The sequence below is a fragment of the Myxococcus eversor genome (genome assembly GCF_010894455.1).
Lineage (GTDB): Bacteria > Myxococcota > Myxococcia > Myxococcales > Myxococcaceae > Myxococcus > Myxococcus eversor.
Genome location: NZ_JAAIXY010000024.1, coordinates 99,812 through 125,295, shown reverse-complemented (window position 1 = coordinate 125,295; position 25,484 = coordinate 99,812). Strand labels below are relative to the sequence as shown.

The following is a 25,484-nucleotide window of genomic DNA, read 5'->3' as shown; positions in this document are numbered from 1 at the left end:
CCGACTACCAGCGCACCACCGCGCTGCCCCACGTCATGCCCGCGCCAATCGCCATCATCGCGATGACGTCTCCGGGCCGGAGCCTTCCGGCGCGGTGGGCCTCGTCCAGCGTCATGGGCAGGGACGCGGACGACGTGTTGCCGTACTTGTGCAGGTTCAGCCAGCACTTGTCGCGGGGAATCTCCAGCCGCTCCAGCGCGGCGTCCAGGATGCGGACATTGGCCTGATGGGCAATCACGTGATCCACGCCCCGCGCCGTCAACCCGTGAGAGGCGAGCGCACCCCGCGTGGAATCCACGAGCGCGCGCACCGCGAAGCGGAACACCTCGCGCCCCTTCATCTTCAATTTGTGGAGGTGCGCCCGGATGCCCTCCTCCGTCATCGGCGTGCGCGAGCCACCGCCCGGAATGGTGAGCACGTCCGCGAGCGTCCCGTCCGTGAACAGGTGGGTGGAGAGGATGCCCCGCCCCTCCGCCTCCGAGGGCGCCAACACCATGGCCCCCGCCCCGTCCCCGAAGAGCACGCAGGTGTCGCGGTCCGTCCAGTCCACCACCCGCGTGAGCAGCTCCGCGCCCACCACCAGCGCCCGCTTCACCTGCCCGGAGCGCAGGAATTGATCCGCGATGCTCATCGCGTACAGCGAGCCCGCGCACGCGGCCGCCACGTCGAAGGCGAAGGCCCGGCGCGCGCCCAGCTTCGCCTGCACGAAGGCCGCGCACGAGGGCATGGGCATGTCCGCGGTGATGGTCCCCACCACGATGAGGTCCAGCTCTTCCGGCGCCACGCCCGCCATCTGCAGGGCCTTCAGCGAGGCGGCGACGGCCAGGTCGCTGGTGGCCTCGTCGTCCGCGGCGCGCCGCCGCGCGTGGATGCCCGTGCGCTCACGAATCCAGTCATCGGACGTGTCCACGCACGCCTCCAGCTCCTGGTTGGTGATGACCCGGGAGGGAGCGTAGGAGCCGGTGCCGATGATCTGCGTGCATGCCACGAGGGTTCTCCGCGAAAAGGAGCTTCATCGAACCCAACGCCCAGGCGCCGGTCTCTAATCGGAAACGGCTTCCTCTGTCCCTCTTTTTCCCCTCGGGTGGGTAGGGAGCCAGGCGGCGGCCCTGGCGATGCATTGCGTCAGTTCCTCCTGGAGTCCGCCCTGCGCGGTGGCCAGCGCGGCGCCCAGCGCGTTGTAGATGGCTCGAGGAGAGGAGCGCCCGTGGGCCACGATTCCCACGCCGCGCAGGCCCAGCAGTGGAGCGCCTCCGTACTCGGCGTAGTCCACCATCTTCCGCAGCCCCTTCAGCGCCGGCTGGAGCAGGAGCGCGCCCAGCTTCTCCGACAGGCCGCCCCGCTTCTCGATGGCCTGGCGCAGCATGCCGATGACGCCCATGCCCACGCCCTCGGATGTCTTGAGGACGACATTCCCGGTGAAGCCATCCGTCACCACCACCTGCACGTCACCCGAGAAGAGGTCCTTGCCCTCCACGTAGCCGACGAAGTCCAGGTCCGACTGGCGCAGCAAGTCGCTCGCCTCGCGAGTCAGGAGCGTGCCCTTGGAGGCCTCCTCACCGTTGGACAGCACGGCGACGCGGGGACGGGCCACGCCCAGCAGCAGTCGGACATAGGCCTCGCCCAGCACGGCGAACTGCGCCAGGTGCGACGGGCGGCAGTCCACGTTGGCGCCCGCGTCCAGCAGCAGGCAGCGCCCGCCGCCCTTGAGCGCGGGGAAGAGCGCGGCGATGGCGGGGCGCTCCACGCCCGGCAGCCGGCCCAGTGTCATCAACCCGCCGGCCATGACCGCGCCCGAGTTGCCTGCGGACACCAGCGCGTCCCCGTGCCCGTCCTTCACCAGGTCGAAGCCCACGCGCAGCGACGAGTCCCGCTTGCGGCGGAAGGCGGTGGCGGCGTGGTCATCCATCTCCACCACTTCGGATGCGTGGTGCACGCGGAGGTTGGGCGGAGGCAGCCCGCGCCCCAACAGGGGCGTCACCCGGGCCGTGTCCCCCACGAGGACCACCTGGTGCTCGGGGTGGGCCTTGGCGAAGAGCACCCCGCCCTCCACCGGCGCCCCCGGCGCGTAGTCTCCCCCCATCGCGTCCAGGACCAGCCTCATCCGCGCCCTTTCCATGCCTGCGTGCGTGTCATCTAGAAACCCACCCGGCCCGCCGGGCGGCGCGCAGCACACCAGGAACCTCCCAGGGGGGCAACGACTCGCTTGCCTCGCCACGTGGGGTGGGTCCAGGTGGGCGGCGCCGGGGTGACTCGGGTGGGAGGCTCCCGGGTTCGGATGATCCACGGGGGCGGGCAGAAAAGAGCCCATCACCAGCGTTGTCCCGGCGGACCGCGTGAGGTATCTGGCGGTCGGGCGGCCCCGAGACACGTCGTGGTGTGACTGGGCAGTACACGCGCATTGACTCGGGCCTGATGAGCCGCTAGGGTCCGCCGCCTTTCAAGCCGGACCGGGAGTACGCGAGCTCGTCGCGACTGCTTCCAGGCCGGTGTTGACCGACATGTTGCGCAGGCAGCCGGGGACCCCGGCACAGCGCGTGAGACAGAGGTGAGCCGTGGGCGTCCCCAAGAAGCGTACTTCGAAGATGCGTCGTGACACTCGTCGCGCTGGCAACAACAACCTGCGCACCGCCGTGCAGGTGACCAAGTGCCCCAACTGCAAGGAGCCGGTGATGCCTCACCGCGCCTGCACGTCTTGTGGCCAGTACAAGGGGCGGGAGCTGCTGCCCCAAGCCGGGGCCTGAGGCCTTGCCAGTGACGCTCCTGAAGAGGGGCGTCGAGCAGCACGAAGGGCCGCGCCTCTCCAATCGGAGGTCGCGGCCCTTGCTCTTTTCCGGCCCCGAATCCCGGCGGGGCCGGCGTCCTCTCCGGACGTCAGTTGCCGAGCTTGATGTTCTTCAGCGCCGCCAGCCGGGGGTCCACCGGCTTCGTGTCACACTGGCACTGGGCCTCGTTGAAGTTCGTGCCGCACTGCGAGCACAGGCCCTTGCAGTCGTCCTTGCAGACCAGGTTCATCGGCAGGGCCAACAGCAGCTGCTCTCGGACGATGGGGTCCAGGTCGATGGTCTTCCCATTGAAGACCTCCTGGTCCACGCCATCGATTTCGAACGAGCCGCCCGTCTCCCCCTGCTGACGCTCCTTCTTCTCCATGGACTTCTCGTCGTCGTCCTTGAAGTCGTCGCCCCGGACCATCGACTCGGGCACCAGGTTCAGCGAGAAGACCACGGGCAGCGCCAGCTCCACGTCCTTCAGGCAGCGCTTGCAGGGACTGGTGACGTGCACGGTGAAGTTGCCGTTCAGCAGCACCCCGCCGCTCACCCTGCGCAGCGTGGCCTTGAGCTGGGATGGCTGCGTGGCCCGGAAGCCGGTGTCCAACCCGGACGCCGTCCCTTCCAGCGCGGCGCCCAGCAGCTCCGGCGAGATGGGCTCGTCCAGCTTCAGCCCCGACTCATGAATTTGTTCAACCTTTACGAGCATTTACGCGACATCCAGGTAAAATTGGGCGGGCAACATAGAGGGCGGCCCCTCCACCGTCAACACGCCCGGGTTCAACAGCACCGCGAAGATGTCACTGCGCCGTCACCACCGGTGGGGTGGCCTTCGTGGATCCTCCAGACAACGCTTTGCTAGGGTCGGTTTGATGCACAGGCACGATTTGCCGTTGCGCGTGGGGGCACTCATCCTCGTCGTGGGCCTCCTGGCTCCACCGGGGCTGGCCCGTCCCCTCTTCCCCGCGCCCGCCCTCTCCCAGCTCGGGCCAGCAAGCCCAGAAATCACCCGCGCCCGCGAGCAAATTGACGACGGCGAGTTCGAAGAGGCCCGCCGCACGCTCCAGGCGGGCCTGGACGCCCCGGACGTCACCGACGACCAGTTGGTGGAGCTCTACCGCCTGCTCGGCCTCACCGCCCTGTACCTGGGCGACGAGGACCAGGCGCGCGAGGCCTACGAAAAGCTGCTCCAGGCCCGGCCCGACTACGAGCTGCCCCGCACCGCGCCGCCCAAGCTGCGCGCGCTCTACGCTCGAATCAAGGAGGACATCCGCAGCCGGCGCGTGCGTCCCGTCACGCTGGACGTGGACCCGATTCCGGACCCGCCCGGCGGCGAGCCCATCGTCGTGGAGGCCACCATCCAGGAGCTGGCGCTGGGTGCTCGCGCGCGGCTGTTCTACCGGCGCGCCGGAGACCAGGCCTACAACTCCGTGGACTTCGTGAAGGACCGTGGCGAGAAGGAGCGCTTCCGCGCCGTCGTCCCCGCCTACGACGTGCCCGTGGAGCCGGAGCCCTACCAGGTGGAGTACTACTTCGAAGTCGTGGACGCCGCGCAGCGCCGTCTCGCCGGCCGGGGTGACTCCTTCCAGCCGCTGCTCTTCCAGGTGGCACCGCAGCGCTCGACGGCGGCCGCCGCCGAGGCCTCCGAGGGACGCCCCTGGTACAAGAGCCCCTGGCTCTGGGTGGCCGTGGGCGCGGTGGCCATCGGTGGCACCGCCGGCGTGGTGGCCCTCTCCTCCTCCGAGGACCGCGGCCGCGTCCCCATCACCATCCGCGTGGACCCCGCCCAGCCATGAGCCTCCGCCTCCTGAAGTGCCTGCCGCTCGCCGCCATCCTCTGTGCGTGCGGCCCCGATGACTCCGAGACAGTCGGCCGCTTCGGCCTGGACGTGACGATGTCGCGCGCGGTGGCCAGCGAGGTCCATGCGCTCCAGGTGAGCGTGCTGAAGGACGGCTCGCGCCGCAGCTGCACCGAGCTGCAGCGCACCTGCCTCAACACGCAGGTGAAGCGAGAGGACCTGGTGGTGCTGGAGGATCCGCGCGGCAACGAGGGGCGCGCGCTGCGCTTCACCGTGGACCTGACGGCGATGCAGAACGGCGCGGGCCAGACGCTCGCGGTGGACGTGCCGGTGGGCCGCGACTACGCGCTCGTCATCGAGGCCATCGCCGTGGGCTCGCCGTCGCGCTTCCTCGGCAGCTCCTGCAACTACCTCAAGGTCGTCAACTCCGGCGACAACGTGCCGGTGGTCGCCGCGCCTCTCGTGCTGACCGAGCAGTCCTGCGACCCGTCCATCTCTCCCTGAGCGAGCCGGCGCCCTCGCCCTCGGGGTGCCCATGCCACCCACGCTCACGGCCCCTTTTCCGCTACACCTCCTTCCGTCGAGCCACCAGAGGACATCCCAGAGGACCCTATGACGCGCATCCTGATCATCGAGGACGAGCAGGACCTCGCCGGGCTCGTCGAATACAACCTCCGGGCCGCGGGCTTCGAGACGGAGTCGGCGAACACCGGCGCCGGAGGCCTGGCCCGCGCCCGGGCGAATCCCCCCGACCTGCTGCTCCTGGACATGATGCTGCCGGACATCGCGGGCGGCGAAGTGCTGCGCATGCTCAAGCAGGACCCGGAGCTGCGAAAGACGTCCGTCATCATCGTCAGCGCCAAGGGCCAGGAGTCGGACCGCGTGCAGGGCCTGGAGCTGGGCGCTGACGACTACGTGGTGAAGCCCTTCTCCGTCCGCGAACTGCTCCTGCGCGTCAAGGCGGTGCTGCGCCGGGGCGACGCCGACGAGGGGCCCGCACAGGTGCTCGCCGCCGGGGACATCCTCCTGGACACCTCGCGCCACCAGGTGCGCGTGAAGGACGTGGAGGTGGTCCTCACCGCGCTGGAGTTCCGCCTGCTGCGCACGCTCTTGGAGCGCAGTGACCGGGTGCAGACGCGAGAAATCCTCCTCTCCGACGTCTGGGGCATCCAGGCGGAGATCCACACCCGCACGGTGGACACGCACATCAAGCGCCTGAGGGAGAAGCTGGGCCCGGCGGGCGACATCATCGAGACGGTGCGCGGCGTCGGCTACAAGCTCAGTCCTCCCTAGGCGTTCCGCCTCATGCCCCTGCGCTACACGCTCCTGCCGCTGCTCCTGCCGGCCACCCTCGTCGGGCTGCTCGTGGCCATGCTGGGCACGCCGGGCGCCGCGGTGCCCGTGGCGCTCATCACCCTCGCGGGCTCCCTCATGGCGCTGGGCCTGAGCCGCGGCGCGCTGCAACGGCAGTTGGACAGGCTGGCGCGCAGCACGCGCGGCCGCGCCGAGGGCAGCGGCGGTTCGGCGCCGGACCCGGACCGGCTGGAGGAGGTGGCCAGCCTCGAGGGCGCCATCGACACGCTCCACACCCGCCTGTCCGCGCGCAACACGGAGCTGACCCAGGAGTCCCGCACCCTCACCGCCGTGCTGGACAGCATGGCCGAGGGCATCTGGGTGACGGACGCGGAGGGCACCGTCGTCCGCCACAACGACGCGCTCCGGAACATCCTCCAGACGGGCGCCCCCATCGTCGGGCAGCGCCCCCTGGCCGTCCTGCGCGATGACCAGCTCCACGACGCCGTCATGCGCGGCTGCCTGGAGGGGGCCTCCACCCACCTGGAGCTGGACCTGGAAGGCCTGTTCCCCCGCACCCTGTCCGTGCGCGTGACGCCGCTGGGCCGGGACTTGCCGGGCAGCGCCGCCGTCTTCCACGACGTCACCGAGCTGCGCCGGCTGGAGAAGGTGCGCAAGGACTTCGTCGCCAACGTCTCCCACGAGCTGCGCACGCCGATTACCGCCATCCGCGGCTACGCGGAGACGCTCCAGGGTGGAGCGCTCGGTGACGCGCAGGTGGCTCCACGGATGGTGGAAATCATCCACCGTCAGTCCGAGCGCCTGTCCGAGCTGGTGGAGGACCTGCTGGAGCTTTCGCGCCTGGAGTCGCAGCAGGTGAGCCTGAAGCTCACCGACGTCCCGCTGGCGGAGGCCGCCGCCCGGGCCGCCGACACGGTGCGCCCCAAGGCCGAGGGCAAGGGACAGGTGGTTTCACTCCACGTCCCAGCGGGGCTGGTGGCGGTGGGAGACCCGCGGGCGGTGGAGCAGGTGCTGCTCAACCTCCTGGACAACGCGGTGAAGTACACGACCGCCGGGGGGCGGGTGGACGTGGACGGAGCGTGTGAGGACGGGCGGTGCGTGGTGCGGGTGCGGGACACCGGGGTGGGGATTGAACCGCGCCACCTGTCGCGCATCTTCGAGCGCTTCTACCGGGTGGACAAGGGCCGGAGCCGGGACATGGGAGGCACCGGGTTGGGTCTTTCCATCGTCAAACACCTGCTCCAGGCCATGGACGGCGAGGTCAAGGTCGAGAGCCAACCGAACGAGGGCAGCACCTTCACCATTTTTCTGCCCCAGGCGGCTCCCGCTCGGTCTGCGACGGGGTAGGATGGCACGACCATGCGGGTCGCCATCCTCGCGGACATTCACGGCAACCTCCCCGCCTGCGAGGCCGTCCTGGAGGACATCGCGCGCTCCGTGGCGCCCGACTACATCGTCGCCGCCGGCGACCTCGCGCTGCGCGGAGCGCACCCTCGCGAGACGGTGGACCTGCTGTTCGACCGCTGCGACTCGGTGCTGATGGGGAACACCGACTGCTACCTCGCCGGGAACTACCTGGGCGGTGCGTACCGCGAGCGAGACCACTGGAAGACGGAGCTCCTGCGCTGGACGAGAGATCAACTCGGCGAGGCGCACCTGCGTCAACTGGGCGCCCTGCCCTTCTCCGTGCGCTACACGCCGCGCAAGGGGCAGGACCTCTTCGTCTGCCACGCCAACCCGCGCAACCTCGAGGAGTCGCTGGACCCCACGCTGGATGACGTCGCGGTGCGCCGCTACTTCGCGCACCTGGACGCGGCGGCATGCGCCTTCGGCCACCTGCACTTCCCCTACCGCCGCCGCGTGGGCCGCATGCTCATCGCCGACGTGGCCAGCGCGGGCATTCCGCGCGACGGAGACCTGCGCCCCGCCTACGGCGTCTTCACGTACACGCCCAAGGGCTGGCGCGTGCAGATTCGCCGGGTGCGCTACCCCGTGCGCAAGGCCACCCAGGCCCTCACCGCGCGCCGGGTGCCGGGGGGACCGCTGCTCATCCACAAGCTGGTGGAGGCGCGCTACCGCCACCACAACGCGCTGATGGAGGCCGCGCGCCGCCACTCCGGCCTGCCGCCTCCGGGCCCCGTGCTGCGGCCACCGCCGGGCGCCCCCATCCGCAACGCGGCGGTGCCCATGGAGGGCCGCGCGCCTCCGGACATGGACCCCACCTCGCTGCCCACGGACATGGACGGCACGGTGACGGACGCGACGCCGCTGCCCCTGGATGTGTTGAACGACCTGGACGGCTGAGGTTTGTCGCCAGGACGTTGCTTGCCCGGACGGGTGGCCGGTGGTTGAGGCAGGCCACCATGTCCGCTCGCGAATTGCCGCTGCTGCTCGTCCGCCACGCCAAGGCCGAAGACACCCACGTCCTGGGTGACGAGGCCCGCGCCCTCACCCCGGAGGGCCGCGCCCTCTTCCGCCAGCACGCGCGCAAGCTGGCCCGCCTCACCCCGCTGCGGGGAATCGTCACCAGCCCCCTGGTCCGCGCCGTCCAGACGGCGGAGCTGTTCGCCGAGGCCCTGGGCCTGTCGCGCGTGGAGGTCCACCCCGCGCTGGTGCCGCGCAGGAGCGGCGCGCGGCGCATCGTCGACCTGGCGCGGGAGCTGGGGCCGGGCTTCGCGCTGGTGGGCCACAACCCGTCCCTGGAGCAGGCGCTCGCGCTCGCGCTGGGCGACGACACGCAGGCGCCGGAGAAGCTGCGCAAGGGCACCGCCGTGGCGCTCCGGTCCACCGGGGACGACGCGGGCTTCCAGCTCGTCTGGTGGGCCGCGCCGGGCCGCGCGCTCAAGCGCTACGACACGGACGAGTGAAGGGCTCAGCCCTCCGCCGCGCCCACGAGGAAGGACACCAGGAGCAGCGTCAGCACCACGGTGGTGATGGCCACGTAGAGCCGGTCCTTCTGCTGCCGGAAGATGAGCAGCGACAGCGCCACGCGCATCACCGGCACGGCCATCATCACCAACAGCCCCGCCATGACGAAGGACTGTCCGCGCGCGGCCATGGCGCCCGCCACCACGTCCGCCAGCCCGTGCGGCACGGGGTGCGGCGCGGTGAGACGCTCCAGCGCCTCGGACGACACCAGATAGTCGGGGTGGCGGAAGAACGTCACCGTCGTGCCCAGCGTCACCAGCGACAGGCTGACGAGGACGCCGTAGCGCAACAAGTCGCTGATGAGCAGCTCCGGCACCAGGGGCACCGCCTCGGGCGCCGCGGGCAGCGTGACGCTGGCGGGCGGCGGGGGACGAGGCTCGGACGACGGCGCTTCGCTCATGACGACCACCCCTTGCGCAGCATCTCGAAGGCCACCCACAGCAGCACGCAGACGAAGAGGGCGCGCAGCCACGACGCATTCACCTTCGCCATCAGGTGCCGCGAGCCCAGCCACGCGCCCAGCGTGACGCCCACGCACACGGGGCCGGCGATGAATGGGTCGATGTGCCCTCGCGCGAAGTAGACGCCCGCGCTGGCCGCCGCCGTCACGCCAATCATGAAGTTGCTGGTGGCCGTGGAGACCTTCAGCGGCAGCCGCATGGTCAGGTCCATGGCGGGCACCTTCAGCGCGCCCGAGCCGATGCCCAGCATGCCGCTCACCGTGCCCGCCACGTACATCAACCCCAGGCCCGCCAACGGCCGGGTGACGCGGTAGTCCACCTCGCGGCCCATGGACTCGTCCCAGTAGCTGCCGTGCAGCCCCAGCCGGTCCGCCAGCGCGTCCTCGGGCACCGGCGCGACTTCCGTCGAATTCATCCGCCGCAGCATCACCAGCGCCGAGTAGGCCATGACGGCGCCGAAGACGAGGTACACCCCGCGCCCGCCCACCCGGCCCGACAGGAAGGCCCCGGTGAGCGCGCCCGCCGTCGTCGCCAGCTCCAGGAACATGGCCACGCGCAGGTTCGCCATGCGCTCGCGCACGTACGCCGCCGCGGCGCCGCTCGACGTGGCGATGACGGAGACGATGGAGGCACCCACCGCGTAGTGGATGTCCACCTTCAGGAGCAGCGTGAGCACGGGGATGAGGATGAGCCCGCCGCCGATGCCCAGGAGCGAGCCCAAGAGTCCCGCCCCCACGGAGAAGAGCAGGACGACGAACGTGAAGAGGAAGGGAGTCATGCGGCGCCGGGCCGCATCCTTCCTCTCCAGCGCCGGATTTCCAATCAGGAGTCACGGCCTCGTGCGGGCCATGCCCCCTTGCCTGCCTGCTCCGCGTGGCTCAGTGGCCGTTGGCGGCCACGGAGTGGATGCGGGCGACACCCTCCTGGTTCGCCGCCTGGCCCTCGCTGGCGTAGAGCGGGTCCCCGCCGAGCTCGCGCAGAAGCGCCTCTCCCACCAGCTCCGTCATGGGGATGAAGCGGCCGTGGGCCGGACGCCACACGTGCACCTGGGCGCTGGCGATGTCGAACCACCACCCGTGCAGCCGCAGCTTGCCCGCGGCCACGCGCTCCTTCACCAGCGGGTAGCTGGCCACGTGCTCCAGCTGCTGCAGCACGTTGAGCTGCGACAGCCTGTCGTACTCGGGCAGGCCCTCGCCCACCGTCGTCCCCGCCTTGAGCGTCGCCAGGGACTGCTTGCCATGCGCCAGCCACGCGGAGAGGTTGGGGGCACCGGCCACCTCGCCGCCCCCCAGCACCGCCTTCATCGCGCCGCAGCTCGAGTGGCCGCAGATGACCAGGTCCTCGACCTCCAGGTTGGCGATGGAGAACTCCAGTGCCGCGGCCTCGGACTGGTCACCCATGGAGACGCCGTGCTTGTCCGACGGCGGCACCAGGTTGCCCACGTTGCGCACCACGAAGAGGTCGCCGGGGTCCGTGGACACCATGAGGTTGGGCACCAACCGGCTGTCCGAGCAGGAGATGAAGAGACAATCGGGAGACTGACCATTGGCCAGTCGCGCGAACACGTCTCGGTAGGCGGGCCGGCTCTTGAGCTGGAAGTCCAGCAGACCGCGAATGAGCTTCTTCATCGGGCACCTTCTGAGGCGAGAGTGTTGTTGGAGGAAACCTGGGGACCCAGGACAGGATTCGAGTTCTTGGAGGTCCCGCTGCGGACCCAGACCTCCTCGAGCGACTCCATGACGACCGAGCCGCCCGTCTTGCGATGCGTGTCACTCCAGCTTTCGATGGCCTCGAAGCCCGAGTGGTCCAACGTCTCCACGGCCAGGTCGACCTTCACCTTGGAGCCCGAGGGAATCTGCGCCAGCGCCATGGACAGCCGCGGCACGCCGACGAAGGTGAGCGAGCCCGTCACGCGCACGAGGAACTCCCCGTGCGCCTGCTTGACGTCCACCTTCACGCTGCCCAGCCGCCACAACAACCGGAGGATGGCCACCATCAATCCCAGGCCAATGCCCGCCAGCAGGTTGATGCCGACGACGCCCGCCACCGTCACCGCGTAGACGAGCACCTCGCCGCGCTTCTGCAGCTCGCGGATGTGGTGCAGGTTCACCAGCTTGGTGCCGACGACGACGAGCAGACCCGCCAGCACCGTCAGCGGCACCAGGCCCGCCACCGAGCCGAGCGTCGTGACGAAGACGAGCAGCAACACGCCGTGGATGATGGCGGACCAGCGCGACTTCGCGCCCGCCGAGATGTTCGCCGCGCTGCGCACGATGACGCCCGTGATCGGCAGGCCGCCCACGAGCCCGGACACCGTGTTCGCCACGCCCTGCGCGAACAGCTCCTTGTCCAGGTTGGCCCGGGGCCCCGTGTGCATCTTGTCCGTGGCCACCGCCGACAGGAGCGACTCCGCGCTCGCCACCAGCGCCAGCGACAGCACCGCCGCTACGAATGCACCCCAGTTGCCGGTGGGAATCGTCGGAAGCTGCATGCTGCTGAACACGTTGTCCGGCAGCACCACGCGCGCCACGTCCGCGCCCCAGAACACCGACGCCGCCGTCGCGCCCACCACCGCCACCAGCGGTGCCGGCACGAGCTTCAGCTTGCCCTTGGCCAGGACCGGCCACACCACCATCAACCCGATGGTGACCAGGCCCAGCACCGCGGCCGGGCCATGCAGGCCGAGAATCTGCTCCGGCAGTTCCTTGATGTTCTGGAAGGCGCTCGACTGGGGACTGCCACCCAGGACGATGTGCACCTGCCCCAGCACGATGAGGATGCCGATACCCGCCAGCATCCCGTGAATCACCGCTGGCGAGATGGCCAGCGCCGCGCGAGCCACCTTGAGCCCGCCGAAAATCATCTGCAGCACGCCCGCCACGGCCACCGCCGCGCACGTCATCGCCAGACCCATGGTCTGGATGAACCCGAACACCATCACCGCCAGGCCGGCCGCGGGGCCACTGACTTGAAGCGGCGCGCCGCCCAAGAGGCCCACCACCACGCCACCCACCACGCCGGCGATGAGGCCCGAAACAATGGGCGCACCCGACGCCAACGCGATGCCCATGCAGAGGGGCAGCGCCACCAGGAAAACCACCAGGGAAGCAGGCAGGTCAGCGGCCAGGTTCTTCCAGGCCGAGCCAGCGTTCCCATCGCTCGTCGTCATGCCACACACCTCCACGAGAAGACGCCACCGACGGTGGCGCACGCTGAGTCTCGCGGTGCGTCATGGCAACGACCGTGCCACGACCTAAGTGCATGATTTTACGGAGAGATGTGGCGCCCGGAGGCGGCCAGCCAATGAAAGGAACTTCAAGTGGCCGCGCGGGACTTCAAGAAATTTGAGCAAGGAACTTGAAGCCCCCGCCTGGCGCGTCGGCCGGGGCCGTCCGACGCCTCAGGACTCCTCGAGCTTGCGCAGGAACGTGGGGTAGGAGAGGCCCAGCGCCTTGGCCGCCTCCATCCGCCGGCCGTCCAGCCGTCCGAGGACATGCTTCACGTACAGGCGCTCCACCTCGTCGAGCGTGCGCGGGACGCCCGACACCACGAAGGCGTCCGGGTCCGTGGCGGATGGCCCCAGGGGACCTCGCGGCTCCAGGGCCTGCAGCTCCAGCGCGGGCCCGGGCTCGAGCACCAGCGCGCGCTCCAGCACGTTGCGCAGCTCGCGCACGTTGCCCGGAAACGGGTAGCGCTCCAGGCGAGCCTTCGCGGCCGCGGAGAAGTCCACGGGCCTGCGCCCCAGCTCCGCGCACAGCTCCACCAGGAGCGACTCCGCCAGCGGCAGCACGTCCTCGCGGCGCTGGCGCAGGGGCGGAATCTCCACGCGGAAGACGCTGAGGCGGAAGTACAGGTCCTCGCGGAAGCGGCTCTCCGCCACCTCGCGCGTGAGGTCCCGGTTGGTGGCGGTGACGACGCGGGCGTTGCTCGTCAGCTCCGTCGTCCCGCCCAGCCGGCGAAAGGCGCCCTGGTCCAGGAAGGTGAGCAGCTTGGCCTGGAGGCTGAGCGGCAGCTCGCCAATCTCGTCGAGGAAGAGGATGCCGCCGTCGGCCACCTCCACCAGCCCGCGTCGGGCCGCGCGCGCGTCGGTGAAGGCGCCCCGCTCGTGGCCGAACAGCTCGCTCTCCACCAGCGCGGAGGGCAGCGCGGCGCAGTTGACGTGGACGAAGGGGCCCTGGTGGCCCTGCACGTTGTGCAGGTGGCGCGCGAGCACCTCCTTGCCCGCGCCCGTCTCTCCCGTAATCAGCACCGGGCTGCGGGGCGCGGTGGCGATGCGCTCAATCATCTGCAGCGCGGCCACCATCGCCGGCGCGCGCGGCCGCAACAGCCGACGCCGGCCTCCCAGCTCGCTCTCGGCCTGGCGCAGCCGCTCGTGGAGCTGGAGGTCCGCGGCGGCGCGGCGCGCGCGGAGCACGAGGTCGTCGAGCTCCACCGGCTTGGACAAGTAGTCGCGCGCGCCCTGTTTGATGGCGTCCACGGCGCTGGCGATGTCGCCGTGCGCCGTCACCATCATCACCGCGGTGTCCGGGAACTGCGCGCGCAGCTCCGGCAGGAGGTGGATGCCGTCTCCATCCGGCAGACGGCGGTCCAACACGACGACTTCGGGGGCCTGCCGGGCGAGCGCCGCGCGCGCGTCGTGGAGCGAGTGCGCCAGCGTCACCCGGAAGCCCTCGTGACGCAGCACGGTGGCGGCCAGCGAGGCGAAGGTCCGGTCGTCGTCCACCAACAGCAGATGGATGCTCATGAGATGCGCTCCAGCGGCAGCCGCAGCGTGAAGAGGCTGCCCTGTGGACGGCGGGTATAGGTCAGGCTTCCACCATGCGCCTCCACGGACGTGCGCGCCATGGGCAACCCCAGGCCCACGCCTTTCGCGCGTCCGGTGGCGAAAGGCTCCCACAGCCGGGGCTCCAGCCGGGGGTCCACGCCTCCCGCGTTGTCCTCCACCACCAGCAGCGCCTCCTCGCCGTCCCGCGACAGGTTCACCGCCACCCAGGGAGCGGGCCTGAGGCCCGTGTCCTTCGCGACGGCGCCCGCCTCCACCGCGTTGCGCACCAGGTTGTCGATGGCCGACACGAGGAGCGCCGCGTCACCCTGGACGGCCAGGTTCTCCTCCAGCGACGTGCGCAGCTCCACCTCCTCCGACTCCGGCAGCATGCGCACCGCCTGGAGCGCCTCCTCCACCAGCAGGTGCAGCTCGCAGCTACGGCGCATCGCGGCACGAGGCGCGCCGAACGAGAGCAGCGAGCGGGCCAGGTGCCCCAGCCGCTCCACCTGGGAGCGCAGGCCCCTCACGGGAAGTTCGCTGCCCGCGGGCGTCGTGCGCAGCACGGACAGCGCGGCCTGGATGCCGTTGAGCGCGTTCTTCACCTCATGGGCGATGAGCGCCGCGGCGGTGCCCAGCGCGGCCATCGTCTCCTGCCGGCGCAGCCGCTCCTCCGCGGCCAGCAGCGAGCGGTAGGAATGCCGCAGCAGGACGAGGAACAGGCCGAGCGTACAGGTGAGCAGCGCGATGTGGAAGGCGAGCTGGCGCAGGAAGCGCGAGCGCAGCCCGGCCGTGGCGGACTCCTCGTCCTCGAGCACCACGAGCAACAGCTCGCTGCGGCCCACCCACGCCGCCGCGCCCATCAGCCGGTTTCCCTCCAGCACCAGCGGCCCCGGCGCCCGCGCCAGTGAGCGCAGCGCCCCGGAGAAGTCCTCCTGGTGGGAGAAGGGCGACGACGGCAGGAGCAGCCGGCCGCGCGCATCCATCAGGAACAGCGCCGTCTCCTCCGTGGAGCGCGTGGGCAGCGCCTCCGTGCGCACCTCGCCGAGCAGCACGCCCTTGAGCTGGCCCTCCTTCATCATCGGCACGGCGACGACCAGCGGCCCGCCCTCGCCCTCCAGGAGGTCGATGGTCGGCGCCTTGCGCTCCACCATCCGCTGGAACCACGGGCGCCGGGTGATGGGGGAGGCCCCCAGCGACATGCCGGGCGGGTCGCTCCACACGCGCTCGCCTCGAGGACCGAGCAGCGCCACGCCCTCCGAGAAGAGGGACGAGTGATAGAAGGCACTGTCGAGCAGCGCCTGCTCCGCGGGGGACGCCCCGTCCTCCGGAAAGAGCGTGGGGTGTCCCGCCACGCGCGCCAGCTCCGCCTCCAGCAGCAGCAGGTGGACTCCCAGGGCGTCGGCCTGCACTCGCGCCTGGTTGGACAGGTGCCCCAAGAGCTCCTCGCGCGCGTTGCCCACGTCCTCCAGGTAGCCGAGCACGGGGCTCGTCAGCGCCACGACGCCCACCAACCCCAGGCCGAGCAGCGCCGAGCGGCCACCGCGCCGCTGCGTCTGCGCCAGCTCGCCCGGCGTGGGGGTCAGCGTGGGCACCGGCAGGGTGCGCAGGGGTGAGGACGAGGGCGGCGGGGAGTGCGGGTCAGGCGGAGTCATGGGGTGCTCACCCCGCCGTTGTGGCACAGCCCCAAGGCGGGTGGGAACCAGAACACGCGGCGGCGCCGGGATCCTCCGCGCGCGGGTGCCCCTCCCCTTCCCCCGGACGAGCGGCCTACTCGATTTCGTCCTGGAGCCCCGTGCGCAGCGCGGACGGCGTCAGCGTCACCGTCTCTCCGCCACCGCGCATCCGGTCCAACACCTGCCTCGCCCGGTCCACCTTCACCTCGCCCTCCTGGACGAGCAGCGCGGCGATGGCCTCCACCCACTCCGGCGGCGCGCCGACGCTCGACGCCACCGTGCGCGCGTGCAGCGCCATGTGGCCGCGCTGGATGCCCACCGAGCCCAGCGCGCGAATCGCCGCCAGGTTCTGCGCGAGCCCCACCGACGCGAAGATGCACGCCAGCTCCCGCACGGAGGGATGTCCCAGCGCCTTGAACGCGGCCTGCACGCCAGGATGCAGCAGCAGCGAGCCCCCCACCGTGCCCAGCGCCAGCGGCAACTGGATTTCGCCCACGAGGTGGCCCGCCTCCCGGCGCCACACCGACAGCGGGCCATACCGTCCCCCACGAGCCGCATAGGCATGCGCGCCCGCCTCGATGGCGCGCCAGTCCTGCCCGGTGGCGAGCGCCACCGCGTCGATGCCGTTCATGATGCCCTTGTTGTGCGTCGCGGCGCGGTACGGGTCCGCCAGCGCGAAGCGGCTCGCCTGGACGACGCCCTCGGCGACCTCACCGCCGCTCAAGCCGAAGTCCGCCAGCGCCCGCTCGGGAATCGAGCAGCGCGCCCGGGCCAGCCGCCGGTCCGACAGGTTGGAGAGGATGCGCAGGTAGACCTTGCCCCCGGTGAGCTGCTCGATGCGGGGCGCCAGCCCCTCCATCATCGTGTTCACCAGGTTGGCGCCCATGGCCTCCTGCGTGTCGACGTGCACGTGCACCACCAGCAGCGGCTCCATGCCGGGCCCCTCGGGTGGCGGCAGCAGCCGGACCTCCACGTCCCGGGCACCGCCCCCACGGCGCTCCAGGCTCGGGTGCAGGCCATTGGCCAGCGCCAGCAGCTCCGTGCGCGCCTCCAGGATGCGCGCCATGGCGAAGCTCGGCGGACCGAAGCGGGCGACTTGAATCTGACCAATCATCATCGACGGGTCCGCGTCCGCGATGAAGCCTCCCGCCGCGCCCACCAGCTTCGACGCGAAGGAGGCCGCCGCGATGACCGACGGCTCCTCCACCACCATGGGCACCGCGTACTCCCGCCCGTTGACCTTCAGGTGCAGCCCCAGCCCCAGTGGCAGGCTGAAGAGCCCCACCGCGTTCTCCACCATCGATAGGGCCGCCTCCATGGACAGCCCCTGCTCCCCGGTGAGCCCTTCCAGCGCTTCCGTATCGAGCCCCAGCCCGACGCCCAGGCGCTCGCGCCGCTCCTCCAACGACAGCCGATGAAAGCCGGAAAATACCGACTGATTCGACTCATTGCCACGAGCACCTTGGGTATCCACCCGCTCCTCAGCCATCAATCACCTCACATCGACACAATCCCTCTCAAATGAGTCACTGGCAACCCGTGAGCAATATGACACATCCCCATCCCCCCATGGCTGCTGTTACCCCCTGAACACTTCAGGAGGGCCGGAGTCCGTCACCCCACAGAGGACTCGTACCCAGGCACAAGGCGCGTCGTCCCCGGGTACCTGGCGCGTCCTCCCCCGGCCCCTCTCTTTCCAGACATCGAAACAGCCCGATTCATCGACCAAACACCAGACAAGCCCGCACCCCGAGCCCGCAGCACCCCGACACGTCTGGTTTTCATAAATGTCTCAGCGACGTCTCGCCCGCAAGGGACACCCGGGCCGCGGGCCTCCTCCCTCGCCATCTGGTGGTGCCTCATGACGGAAGTGGACGGTCACCTTCTCCTGGGAGCGCGCGCGGGGTGCACGCGCACGCCAGCCTGTCCGCCCTGGGCCTTCATCACACAATCGTTGCAAACGCGTCACGTGCATGGAAATCGAGACGCGCAGACTCCGGCCCGCCATGGCCCACGTCCTCATCGTCGACGACGAACCCGACCTCGCTCACCTCATCGACTTCAACCTGCGCGACGCGGGCTTCTCCACCCAGCTCGCGGCAACAGGTGAAACGGCGCTCGTCGCCGCTCGCGAGCGCCCGCCGGAGCTGGTCCTGTTGGACCTGATGCTCCCCGACATGTCCGGCATCGATGTCTGCCGGCAGCTTCGCGCTGGAACCCATTCCCGCGAAACCCTCATCGTCATGCTCACCGCCAAGGGCGAGGAGGCGGACCGCGTCCGAGGCTTCGAGGTCGGCGCTGACGACTATGTCGTCAAACCCTTCAGCGTCCGGGAGCTGGTGCTGCGCCTCAAGGCCATCCTCCGTCGAGGGGCCGCGCCCCAGTCCCCCCAGGCCGCGCCCCTCGCCCTGGGCGCCCTCAAGCTGGATCTGGCCGCGCACCGCTTCTACGTCGAGGAGAAGGAGATCCCCCTCACCGCGCTGGAGTTCCGCCTGCTGGGGCACCTCATGACGCGCACGGGCCGCGTCCAGACGCGCGAGCAGCTCCTCGAAGAGGTCTGGGGGCTGTCCTCCTCGCTGGAGACGCGCACCATCGACACCCACGTCATGCGCCTGCGCGACAAGCTGGGCCCCGCGCGCAACCTGCTGGAGACGGTGCGCGGCGTCGGCTACCGCATCGTGGACCCCACCCACTGACATCGTGACGCGGATGTCACACAACGGACCTGAAACGGCCACGGTCGTTACCTAGAAGCCAGTTTCGTGACCCTCCCGAAACCCTCCTTGATGCGTCCACTCGTCACCGCGGTCGTCACCCTCTCCCTGAGCCCGGCCCTCGCCCGGGCCCAGGAACCCACCGCGCCCGTCGAGCAGCCCGCCCCCCAGGTCCCCACGTCCGATGAAGGCGCGACCACGCAGGTGCCCCCCGCCGACGCCGCGCCCGCCGACGCGGACCTGGACGAGCGCATGACGAACGCCGAGGGCAAGGTCGCCGCCCTCGAGGAGCAGAACGTCGAGACGAAGAACGACCTCATCTCCCTCAAGAAGCTGAAGATCTCCGGCTACGTCCAGGCGCGCTACCAGTACCAGCAGAGCCTGGACGAGACGGGCGTGGGCGGCTTCAGCCGCTTCGCCGTGCGCCGGGGCCGCATCAAGACGACCTACACCACGGACTGGGCGCAGATGATGCTCCAGATCGACGCGGTGCCCACCGCTCCGTTCGTCACCGTGCGCGACGCCGAGGCCACCCTCTTCATCCCCGGCACCCACCAGCAGGCCGGCCTCACCCTGGGCCAGATGAAGTGGCCCTTCGGCTACGAGGCCGTGCAGTCCTCCGCCGACCGCGAGATTCCCGAGCGCACCCGCGTCGTGCGCGCCTTCCTGCCCGACGAGCGGGACCGCGGCGTCAAGTTCGCCGGCACCTTCCTCGAGGGGAAGGTCAACGTCGCCGCGGGCCTCTTCGACGGCGACGGCATCTTCAACCAGGGCTCCGTCGGCGTGGACAACGACAAGGAGAAGGACGTCATCGGCCGCGCGGGCTTCGACCTGGGCTGGCTGTCCGGCGGCGTCTCCGGCTGGTACGGCCACACCATCACCAAGGGCCCCTCGGACACCTTCCGCAAGGCACACACGAGAGACCGCGTGGCGCTGGACGCGCAGCTCTACCTGGATGTCCTCCCCCTGGGCGCGACGGCCATCAAGGGCGAGTACATCACCGGCAAGTCGTACTGGAAGAGCTCCGGGGACGTGAAGGTGGAGCAGCCCGGCGTGCCCGCCAGCGGCTGGTACGGCCTGATTGTCCAGAACGTGGGCCTGTCGGACGCGGTGGCCGTGCGCTACGACTTCTTCGACCCGGAGAATGGACGCAAGAACAGCGCGTCAGAGGGACGTCCCGCGAGCAACAACTCCGTGGGCACCCTGGCCGTCGCCGTCCTCCACTACTTCGGAGAGAACCTCAAGGTCACCGCGGCGTACGAGATGCCCATGACGGCCCATCCGGACGATGCCAAGGACCCGCACGACAACCTCTTCACCTTCCAGATGCAGGCCCGCTACTAGGCCCTACCTTCCTTCCAACTTCACCACTTCGCTGGAGCTGAATCCGCCATGAAGGCAATTTTCGGTTCACTGGTCATCGGGTTGCTGCTCGCCCTCCCGCTCTCCGCCCATGCGGGCAACGTCACCGTGAAGGGCTCGGACACGATGGTCATCCTCGGGCAGCGATGGGCCGAGGAGTTCATGAAGAAGACACCCGCCACCAAGGTACAAGTCACCGGTGGCGGCTCCGGCGTGGGCCTCGCGGCGCTCCAGAACGGCACCACGGAGATCGCCATGTCCAGCCGTGAAATCAAGGACGCGGAGAAGCAGAAGCTGCGCGCCCGCTACAACACCACCGGCGTGGAAATCCCCGTGGCCAAGGACGGCGTCACCTTCTACGTCAACGAGGGCAACCCCGTGACGGCGCTCACCGTGGAGCAGCTCAAGGGCATCTACGTGGGGGACATCACCAACTGGAAGCAGCTCGGCGGCCCCGACGCGCCCATCATCATCTACTCGCGCGAGAACTCCTCCGGCACCTACGTCTTCGTCAAGGACCACGTCCTGGACGGCGACGACTACGCGGCCTCCGCGCAGACGCTGCCCGGCACCGCCGCGGTGGTGAACGCCGTCGCCAAGGAGAAGAACAGCATCGGCTACGGCGGCGCCGCGTACGCCAAGGGCATCAAGGAGCTGAAGATCAAGAAGGGCAACGAGGACATCGCCCCCACGGCCGAGAACATCAAGACGGGCAAGTACCCCTTGTCACGTGACTTGTACTTCTACCTGCGCAACAAGCCCTCCGGGGATGCCAAGACGTTCATCGACTACGCGCTGTCCCCCGAAGGACAGGCCGTCGTCACGAAGGTCGGCTACTTCCCGGTGAAGTGAAGTCTCCCGTCACACGAATGTCACGAGAGGACCCGAGCCACTATGGATAGACAGGCCATCATGGAGCAGGGTCTCACTCAGCCGCTCGTCGCACCGTTGCTGTCTCCGGCCGCGCGGCGGCGTCAGCTCCGGGAGAAGGTCATCGCGGGGTTCATCACCCTGATGGCCTTCACCGGCATCGCGGCGCTCATCCTCATCATCATCTTCGTGGCGAAGGAGGCCCTCGCGCTCTTCACGGAGCCGGAGGCCCGCCACGAGGCCAGCCTCTCCAAGATGTTCCTGGCCCAGGACGTGGCACCGGGCAGGCCGCCCTTCCGCTGGCAGCCGGTGTCGAAGATTCCCAAGGTCAGCATGATTCCGCTGTTCGTCGGCACGCTGAAGACGACGGTGGTCTCCATGCTGGTGGCCGTCCCCCTGGGCGTCTTCGGCGCGCTGTTCGCCGCGGAGTTCGCGCCCCGCCGCCTGCGCGAACTGCTCAAGCCCGTCATCGAACTGCTCGCGGGCATCCCCTCCGTCGTCCTGGGCTTCTTCGCCCTCATGGTCATGTCCACGGTGGTGAAGGAGGCGCTCGGCTTCGACCGGCCGCTCAACGCCATGCTGGCGGGCCTGGGACTGGCGCTCGCCATCGTCCCCGTCATCTTCACCGTGTCGGAAGACGCGCTCACCGCGGTGCCACGCAGCTACCGCGAGGCGTCCCTGGCCCTGGGCGCCACGCCCTGGGAGACCGCGTGGAAGGTGGTTCTCCCCGCGGCCGCGCCCGGCATCCTCGCCGCGTGTGTGCTCGGGTTCGGCCGCGCCATCGGCGAGACGATGATTGTCCTCATGGCCTCCGGCAACGCGGACGTCATCTCCTGGAGCCTCGGAGATTCGGCGCGCTCCTTGTCGGCGACCATCGCCGCGGAGATGGGCGAAGTCGTGGTGGGCAGCCCCCACTACTCGCTCCTGTTCTTCATCGGCGTGCAGCTCTTCATCTTCACCTTCGTGCTCAACCTCATCGCGTCCACGTGGACCCGGCGGGTCGTCCGCAAGCTGACGGGAGGTGCCTCGTGACGCCCAACACCCGCCGCGCCGTGGGGCTCGCGCTCACGTCGCTCACCGGCCTCGCCGCCTTCATCATCATCGCGATGCTGGCCATCATCCTCTTCAACGTCGCGGAGCACGGAGCTGGCGGCGTCACCTGGACGTTCCTCTCCAAGCCGCCCGAGGACGGGATGATGGGGGGCGGCATCTTCCCCGCCATCTTCGGCACCGCCGCCCTCACCCTGCTGATGACCGTGGCGGTGATGCCGGTGGGCGTGCTGACGGCGGTGTACCTCCACGAGTACGCGCCTCCGAACTCGCTCTTCGCCCGCTTCGTCCGCGTGGCGGTCGTCAATCTGGCGGGCGTGCCCTCCATCGTCTTCGGCCTGTTCGGCCTGGGCTTCTTCATCCTCTTCGTGGGCCAGGGCATGGACCGGGCGCTGGGCCACGAGGAGATGTACTGGGCGCAGCCCGGCATCCTCTGGGCCGCGCTGACCTTGGCCGTGCTGACCCTGCCCGTCGTCATCGTCTCCACCGAGGAGGCGCTGCGCGCGGTTCCCATGGACCACCGCACCGCGAGCCTGGCGCTGGGGGCCACCCAGTCCCAGACACTGGGGCGGGTGGTGCTCCCGGGCGCGCTGCCGGGCATCCTCACCGGCGCGGTGCTCGCCATCTCCCGAGGCGCGGGCGAAGTCGCGCCCATCCTCTTCACCGGCGCGGCCTACTTCCTGCCGGACCTGCCCACCCACCTCAACTCCCAGTTCATGCACCTGGGCTACCACACGTATGTGATGGCCACCCAGTCACCGGACGTGGAGGCCACGCGCCCGCTGCTCTACTCGACGGTGCTGGTGCTGCTGCTGTTGACGTTCGCCCTCAACCTCGTCGCGGTCATCATCCGGACCCGCACGCGCCGCAAGGCCGCGGGCGCCCACTGACCCCACGGTACACGCCCTCCATGTCCCTCAATCCCAACGCCCCGCGCCCGAAGATGGAGGCGCGCGAGCTGACCCTGCGCTACGGCACGAAGGCGGCCATCCAGAAGGTCTCCCTGGCCATCCTGGACCGGCGCGTCACCGCCCTCATCGGCCCCTCCGGCTGCGGCAAGTCCACCTTCCTGCGCGCGCTCAACCGGATGAACGACTTGATTCCGGGCGCCAACCACACGGGCAGCATCCTCCTGGACGACACGGACATCCACGACCGCAGCGTGGACGTGGTGGACCTGCGCCGCCGCGTGGGCATGGTCTTCCAGAAGTCCAACCCGTTCCCCAAGAGCATCTTCGAGAACGTCGCCTACGGCCTGCGCGTGGGCGGCATGAAGGACAAGTCAGCGCTGGAGCAGCGGGTGGAGAAGTCCCTGCGCGGCGCCGCCCTCTGGGACGAGGTGAAGGACCGGCTGCACGAGAGCGCCCTGGGCCTGTCCGGCGGCCAACAGCAGCGTTTGTGCATCGCTCGGGCGATGGCGGTGGAGCCGCAGGTCCTGCTGATGGACGAGCCCGCCAGCGCGCTGGACCCCATCGCCACGGCGAAAATCGAGGAGCTCATCCACGAGCTGAAGGCGACGTACACCATCGCCATCGTCACCCACAACATGCAGCAGGCCGCGCGGGTAAGTGACAGGACGGCTTTCTTCTACATGGGTGAGCTGGTGGAATGTGGGGCCACGGAGCAGATCTTCACCAACCCGCGAGAGAAGCGCACCGAGGACTACGTCACCGGGAAGTTCGGGTGAGCGAAGAGAAGGGATTGGCGGCGATGGCGTTGACTCACACGGACAAGGCGTTCGAGCAGGACCTGAGGGACTTGCGCGAGAAGCTGCTCGCGATGGGCGCCAAGGTGGAGGGCCTCATCGCCCAGAGCATGCGGGCCCTCACGGACCGCGACAGCGCGCTGGCGGAGAAGGTCGTCGCCGCGGACAAGGACGTCAACCGGCTGGAAGTCGAAATCGACGAGCTGTGCCGCCGCATCCTCGCGCTGCGCCAGCCCGCCGCCAGTGACTTGCGCCTCATCACCACGGCGCTGAAGATCGTCACCGATTTGGAGCGCATCGGAGACCTGACGGTCAACATCGCCGAGCGCTCCATGGACCTCAACCAGGCCCCCCCGCTGGCGCCCTACGTGGACACGCCCCGGCTGGCGGAGCTGGCCCAGCGCCAGGTGAAGCGCTCCCTGGATGCGTTCGTCTCCGGCGACGTGACGAAGGCCGAGGAGGTGCTCCAGGGCGATGACCTGCTGGATGCGCTCTTCCTCAAGATCTTCAACGAGCTGCTGGCGTACATGATGGAGGACTCGAAGAACATCCGCCGGGCCACCGCGCTGATGTTCATCGCCAAGCACCTGGAGCGCATTGGCGACCACGCGATGAACGTGGCGGAGATGGTCGTCTACATGGTGCGGGGCAAGGACATCCGCCACCCGCGCAGCCGCAACCTGGGCGACTAGGCAGCCCGCTTCACTGCCCTGTCACGTCGAATTGGCCCCGGCGCCGCGAGCGCTCCGCGGGCCTGACGCGCGAGCCCCCTAGCGTGGAACCCAGGTCGCGCGATGACCGCGCGCCTCCCCCTGGGACTGCCCGCGCATGTCGCTCGCTTCCGCCCTCCTGCTCTTCGCCGCCTGCTTCGGCCTCACCGCGCTCGTCGTCCAGTACGTGCTCGTGCTCGGCCACCGCCGGCAACGCCCCAAGGCCCTGCCTCCGGGCGCCGCGTGGCCGGGCCTCTCCATCCTCAAGCCGCTGTGCGGCGCGGATGACGACCTGGAGACCAACCTCAAGCACTTCGCCCACCTGGACTACCCCGGCGAGTACGAGGTGGTGCTGGGCGTGAAGGACACCCGGGACGCCGCCTATGCGGTGGCGGTGGAGGCGGTGCGCCGCTGGCCCGGCGTCATGCGGCTGGAGCTGCAGGAGGGCGCCCCGGGGCTCAATCCGAAAGTGAACCAGCTCATCACCCTGGCGGACCGGGCCCGGTTCGACCTCTTCGTCATCAGCGACAGCAACACGCGCGTGGGCCCTGGCTACCTGGAGGAGATTGCCGCCAACTTCGCGGACCCCACGGTGGGCTGCGTGACGCACCCGGTGGCGGGCGTCGGGGAGCGGAGCTTCGGTTCGCTGCTGGACAACCTCTACCTGACGTCCAGCGCGGCGGCGGGGATGATCGGCGCCAAGCGCTGCGCGGACCAGGACATCGTCGTGGGCAAGTCCATGGCGCTGCGCCGCGAGGACGTGCAGGCGCTGGGTGGCTTCTACTCGGTGCGGGACGTGCTCGCCGAGGACTACGTCATCGGCCAGTGGGTGACGCGCAAGCTGGGCCGGCGCGTCGTCGTCGCGTGCGCGCCTGTCTACAACGTGTCGCTCGGCAAGAGCGTGCGCGCCTTCTTCCAGCGCTACCTGCGCTGGAGCGTCATCCACCGGACGGCCGTCACGCCGCCCACCTATCTCGCGCAGGCCCTGCTCAACCCGATGCCGCTGGCGCTCCTGGGCATGCTCGCCAGCCCCACCCCCGAGGCGGTGAGTGTGGCGACGGGCGTCATCCTCGGCAAGGTGCTGGTGGACCTGGCGGTGTTTCGCGCGCTGCGACCGCAGTCGGTGTCGTGGCGCGCCGCGCCAGCGGTGCTCGCCAAGGACGTGCTGCTCTTCGCCGCGTGGTGGCACGGCGCGTTCTTCCGCACGGTGGACTGGCGCGGCACGCGCCTGCGCGTGGGCCCCGGCACCCGGCTGTTGCCTCCGCGCGCGACGGTGTCGGCGGTGAACAACACCCTCCCCCCGCGGGACGAGTGGGTCGCCGGGTGATGCACATCTGTTTCACCGCGCTTGCAGCGGATTCACCGC

At 69.9% G+C, this 25,484-nt stretch carries 25 protein-coding genes; 15 read left to right on the top strand and 10 right to left on the bottom strand.

Features of this window, described 5'->3' with window-relative positions; genetic code table 11:
- Positions 1-4: 4 nt before the first annotated feature.
- Positions 5-988, bottom strand: a complete 984-nt coding sequence (locus tag G4D83_RS37315; protein ID WP_163869679.1) for a beta-ketoacyl-ACP synthase III — start codon at positions 986-988, stop codon at positions 5-7.
- A gap of 54 nt (positions 989-1,042) precedes the next feature.
- Positions 1,043-2,104, bottom strand: a complete 1,062-nt coding sequence (gene plsX / locus G4D83_RS37310; protein WP_163869678.1) for a phosphate acyltransferase PlsX — start codon at positions 2,102-2,104, stop codon at positions 1,043-1,045.
- 451 nt (positions 2,105-2,555) lie between these two features.
- On the opposite strand from plsX, the gene rpmF reads away from it, so the two are divergent.
- Positions 2,556-2,744: a 50S ribosomal protein L32 gene (gene rpmF / locus G4D83_RS37305; RefSeq protein ID WP_163869677.1), complete on the top strand. Its 189-nt coding sequence runs from the start codon at positions 2,556-2,558 to the stop codon at positions 2,742-2,744.
- 130 nt (positions 2,745-2,874) lie between these two features.
- Here the strand turns inward: rpmF and G4D83_RS37300 are convergent, their stop codons facing one another.
- Positions 2,875-3,477 (bottom strand): YceD family protein, encoded by a 603-nt coding sequence (locus G4D83_RS37300; protein ID WP_163869676.1) that lies wholly within the window; start codon positions 3,475-3,477, stop codon positions 2,875-2,877.
- 163 nt (positions 3,478-3,640) lie between these two features.
- On the opposite strand from G4D83_RS37300, the gene G4D83_RS37295 reads away from it, so the two are divergent.
- The 6 genes from G4D83_RS37295 to G4D83_RS47015 all read left to right on the top strand — a co-directional run bounded on the left by G4D83_RS37295 (position 3,641) and on the right by G4D83_RS47015 (position 8,747).
- Positions 3,641-4,564, top strand: a complete 924-nt coding sequence (locus G4D83_RS37295; protein WP_163869675.1) for a tetratricopeptide repeat protein — start codon at positions 3,641-3,643, stop codon at positions 4,562-4,564.
- On the top strand, positions 4,561-5,070 hold the full coding sequence (locus G4D83_RS37290) for a hypothetical protein (RefSeq protein ID WP_163869674.1): 510 nt from the start codon (positions 4,561-4,563) through the stop codon (positions 5,068-5,070). Before G4D83_RS37295 ends, G4D83_RS37290 begins: the two co-directional genes overlap by 4 nt.
- 108 nt (positions 5,071-5,178) lie before the next feature.
- Positions 5,179-5,859, top strand: a complete 681-nt coding sequence (locus tag G4D83_RS37285) for a response regulator (protein ID WP_163869673.1) — start codon at positions 5,179-5,181, stop codon at positions 5,857-5,859.
- A 12-nt stretch (positions 5,860-5,871) separates the two neighbouring features.
- Positions 5,872-7,227 (top strand): sensor histidine kinase, encoded by a 1,356-nt coding sequence (locus G4D83_RS37280; protein WP_163869672.1) that lies wholly within the window; start codon positions 5,872-5,874, stop codon positions 7,225-7,227.
- A 12-nt stretch (positions 7,228-7,239) separates the two neighbouring features.
- A complete protein-coding gene (locus G4D83_RS37275) occupies positions 7,240-8,184 on the top strand; it encodes a metallophosphoesterase family protein (RefSeq protein WP_163869671.1) in 945 nt (314 codons plus the stop codon).
- 59 nt (positions 8,185-8,243) lie between these two features.
- Positions 8,244-8,747, top strand: coding sequence for a SixA phosphatase family protein (locus G4D83_RS47015; protein ID WP_163869670.1), 504 nt, complete (start codon positions 8,244-8,246; stop codon positions 8,745-8,747).
- 5 nt (positions 8,748-8,752) lie between these two features.
- Here the strand turns inward: G4D83_RS47015 and G4D83_RS37265 are convergent, their stop codons facing one another.
- From G4D83_RS37265 to G4D83_RS37235, 7 genes are all read right to left on the bottom strand, one after another.
- Positions 8,753-9,208 (bottom strand): DUF1634 domain-containing protein, encoded by a 456-nt coding sequence (locus G4D83_RS37265; RefSeq protein WP_163869669.1) that lies wholly within the window; start codon positions 9,206-9,208, stop codon positions 8,753-8,755.
- Entirely contained in the window at positions 9,205-10,047 is an 843-nt protein-coding gene (locus tag G4D83_RS37260; RefSeq protein WP_163869668.1) for a sulfite exporter TauE/SafE family protein, read from the bottom strand. Before G4D83_RS37260 ends, G4D83_RS37265 begins: the two co-directional genes overlap by 4 nt.
- 100 nt (positions 10,048-10,147) lie before the next feature.
- A complete protein-coding gene (locus tag G4D83_RS37255; RefSeq protein WP_163869667.1) occupies positions 10,148-10,897 on the bottom strand; it encodes a carbonic anhydrase in 750 nt (249 codons plus the stop codon).
- Positions 10,894-12,438, bottom strand: coding sequence for a SulP family inorganic anion transporter (locus G4D83_RS37250; RefSeq protein WP_163869666.1), 1,545 nt, complete (start codon positions 12,436-12,438; stop codon positions 10,894-10,896). The genes G4D83_RS37255 and G4D83_RS37250 overlap by 4 nt, the downstream gene beginning before the upstream one ends.
- Positions 12,439-12,669: 231 nt before the next feature.
- Complete coding sequence (locus G4D83_RS37245; protein WP_163869665.1) at positions 12,670-14,013, bottom strand: sigma-54-dependent transcriptional regulator; 1,344 nt, start codon at positions 14,011-14,013, stop codon at positions 12,670-12,672.
- On the bottom strand, positions 14,010-15,686 hold the full coding sequence (locus G4D83_RS37240) for a sensor histidine kinase (RefSeq protein ID WP_163869664.1): 1,677 nt from the start codon (positions 15,684-15,686) through the stop codon (positions 14,010-14,012). The genes G4D83_RS37245 and G4D83_RS37240 overlap by 4 nt, the downstream gene beginning before the upstream one ends.
- 115 nt (positions 15,687-15,801) lie before the next feature.
- Positions 15,802-17,196: a hydroxymethylglutaryl-CoA reductase, degradative gene (locus G4D83_RS37235; RefSeq protein ID WP_176435580.1), complete on the bottom strand. Its 1,395-nt coding sequence runs from the start codon at positions 17,194-17,196 to the stop codon at positions 15,802-15,804.
- A gap of 517 nt (positions 17,197-17,713) precedes the next feature.
- Here G4D83_RS37235 and G4D83_RS37230 point away from each other — a divergent pair.
- The 8 genes from G4D83_RS37230 to G4D83_RS37195 all read left to right on the top strand — a co-directional run bounded on the left by G4D83_RS37230 (position 17,714) and on the right by G4D83_RS37195 (position 25,445).
- Complete coding sequence (locus G4D83_RS37230; protein ID WP_163869743.1) at positions 17,714-18,403, top strand: response regulator; 690 nt, start codon at positions 17,714-17,716, stop codon at positions 18,401-18,403.
- Between the two features lie 90 nt (positions 18,404-18,493).
- Positions 18,494-19,765: a porin gene (locus G4D83_RS37225; protein ID WP_217911488.1), complete on the top strand. Its 1,272-nt coding sequence runs from the start codon at positions 18,494-18,496 to the stop codon at positions 19,763-19,765.
- A gap of 48 nt (positions 19,766-19,813) precedes the next feature.
- Positions 19,814-20,635, top strand: a complete 822-nt coding sequence (locus G4D83_RS37220; RefSeq protein WP_163869662.1) for a phosphate ABC transporter substrate-binding protein — start codon at positions 19,814-19,816, stop codon at positions 20,633-20,635.
- Positions 20,636-20,695: 60 nt separating this feature from the next.
- Positions 20,696-21,685 carry a phosphate ABC transporter permease subunit PstC gene (gene pstC / locus G4D83_RS37215; RefSeq protein WP_240357040.1) on the top strand — a complete coding sequence of 330 codons (990 nt, stop codon included), beginning with the start codon at positions 20,696-20,698 and terminating at the stop codon, positions 21,683-21,685.
- Positions 21,682-22,593 (top strand): phosphate ABC transporter permease PstA, encoded by a 912-nt coding sequence (gene pstA / locus G4D83_RS37210; RefSeq protein ID WP_163869660.1) that lies wholly within the window; start codon positions 21,682-21,684, stop codon positions 22,591-22,593. Before pstC ends, pstA begins: the two co-directional genes overlap by 4 nt.
- Before the next feature lie 53 nt (positions 22,594-22,646).
- Complete coding sequence (pstB, locus tag G4D83_RS37205; protein ID WP_217911490.1) at positions 22,647-23,390, top strand: phosphate ABC transporter ATP-binding protein PstB; 744 nt, start codon at positions 22,647-22,649, stop codon at positions 23,388-23,390.
- Positions 23,391-23,413: 23 nt separating this feature from the next.
- A complete protein-coding gene (phoU, locus tag G4D83_RS37200) occupies positions 23,414-24,100 on the top strand; it encodes a phosphate signaling complex protein PhoU (protein WP_163869742.1) in 687 nt (228 codons plus the stop codon).
- A 136-nt stretch (positions 24,101-24,236) separates the two neighbouring features.
- Complete coding sequence (locus G4D83_RS37195; protein WP_163869658.1) at positions 24,237-25,445, top strand: glycosyltransferase; 1,209 nt, start codon at positions 24,237-24,239, stop codon at positions 25,443-25,445.
- The last annotated feature ends 39 nt before the right edge of the window (positions 25,446-25,484 follow it).

Excerpts from the sequence above, each read along its gene's own strand:
- plsX (WP_163869678.1), bottom strand. The coding sequence starts at position 2,104 with ATGAGGCTGGTCCTGGACGCGATGGGGGGAGACTACGCGCCGGGGGCG.
- G4D83_RS37300 (WP_163869676.1), bottom strand. The coding sequence starts at position 3,477 with ATGCTCGTAAAGGTTGAACAAATTCATGAGTCGGGGCTGAAGCTGGAC.
- G4D83_RS37295 (WP_163869675.1), top strand. The coding sequence starts at position 3,641 with ATGCACAGGCACGATTTGCCGTTGCGCGTGGGGGCACTCATCCTCGTC.
- G4D83_RS37290 (WP_163869674.1), top strand. The coding sequence starts at position 4,561 with ATGAGCCTCCGCCTCCTGAAGTGCCTGCCGCTCGCCGCCATCCTCTGT.
- G4D83_RS37285 (WP_163869673.1), top strand. The coding sequence starts at position 5,179 with ATGACGCGCATCCTGATCATCGAGGACGAGCAGGACCTCGCCGGGCTC.
- G4D83_RS37280 (WP_163869672.1), top strand. The coding sequence starts at position 5,872 with ATGCCCCTGCGCTACACGCTCCTGCCGCTGCTCCTGCCGGCCACCCTC.
- G4D83_RS37275 (WP_163869671.1), top strand. The coding sequence starts at position 7,240 with ATGCGGGTCGCCATCCTCGCGGACATTCACGGCAACCTCCCCGCCTGC.
- G4D83_RS47015 (WP_163869670.1), top strand. The coding sequence starts at position 8,244 with ATGTCCGCTCGCGAATTGCCGCTGCTGCTCGTCCGCCACGCCAAGGCC.
- G4D83_RS37265 (WP_163869669.1), bottom strand. The coding sequence starts at position 9,208 with ATGAGCGAAGCGCCGTCGTCCGAGCCTCGTCCCCCGCCGCCCGCCAGC.
- G4D83_RS37260 (WP_163869668.1), bottom strand. The coding sequence starts at position 10,047 with ATGACTCCCTTCCTCTTCACGTTCGTCGTCCTGCTCTTCTCCGTGGGG.
- G4D83_RS37255 (WP_163869667.1), bottom strand. The coding sequence starts at position 10,897 with ATGAAGAAGCTCATTCGCGGTCTGCTGGACTTCCAGCTCAAGAGCCGG.
- G4D83_RS37250 (WP_163869666.1), bottom strand. The coding sequence starts at position 12,438 with ATGACGACGAGCGATGGGAACGCTGGCTCGGCCTGGAAGAACCTGGCC.
- G4D83_RS37245 (WP_163869665.1), bottom strand. The coding sequence starts at position 14,013 with ATGAGCATCCATCTGCTGTTGGTGGACGACGACCGGACCTTCGCCTCG.
- G4D83_RS37240 (WP_163869664.1), bottom strand. The coding sequence starts at position 15,686 with ATGACTCCGCCTGACCCGCACTCCCCGCCGCCCTCGTCCTCACCCCTG.
- G4D83_RS37235 (WP_176435580.1), bottom strand. The coding sequence starts at position 17,196 with ATGGCTGAGGAGCGGGTGGATACCCAAGGTGCTCGTGGCAATGAGTCG.
- G4D83_RS37230 (WP_163869743.1), top strand. The coding sequence starts at position 17,714 with ATGGCCCACGTCCTCATCGTCGACGACGAACCCGACCTCGCTCACCTC.
- G4D83_RS37225 (WP_217911488.1), top strand. The coding sequence starts at position 18,494 with ATGCGTCCACTCGTCACCGCGGTCGTCACCCTCTCCCTGAGCCCGGCC.
- G4D83_RS37220 (WP_163869662.1), top strand. The coding sequence starts at position 19,814 with ATGAAGGCAATTTTCGGTTCACTGGTCATCGGGTTGCTGCTCGCCCTC.
- pstC (WP_240357040.1), top strand. The coding sequence starts at position 20,696 with ATGGAGCAGGGTCTCACTCAGCCGCTCGTCGCACCGTTGCTGTCTCCG.
- pstB (WP_217911490.1), top strand. The coding sequence starts at position 22,647 with ATGGAGGCGCGCGAGCTGACCCTGCGCTACGGCACGAAGGCGGCCATC.
- phoU (WP_163869742.1), top strand. The coding sequence starts at position 23,414 with ATGGCGTTGACTCACACGGACAAGGCGTTCGAGCAGGACCTGAGGGAC.
- G4D83_RS37195 (WP_163869658.1), top strand. The coding sequence starts at position 24,237 with ATGTCGCTCGCTTCCGCCCTCCTGCTCTTCGCCGCCTGCTTCGGCCTC.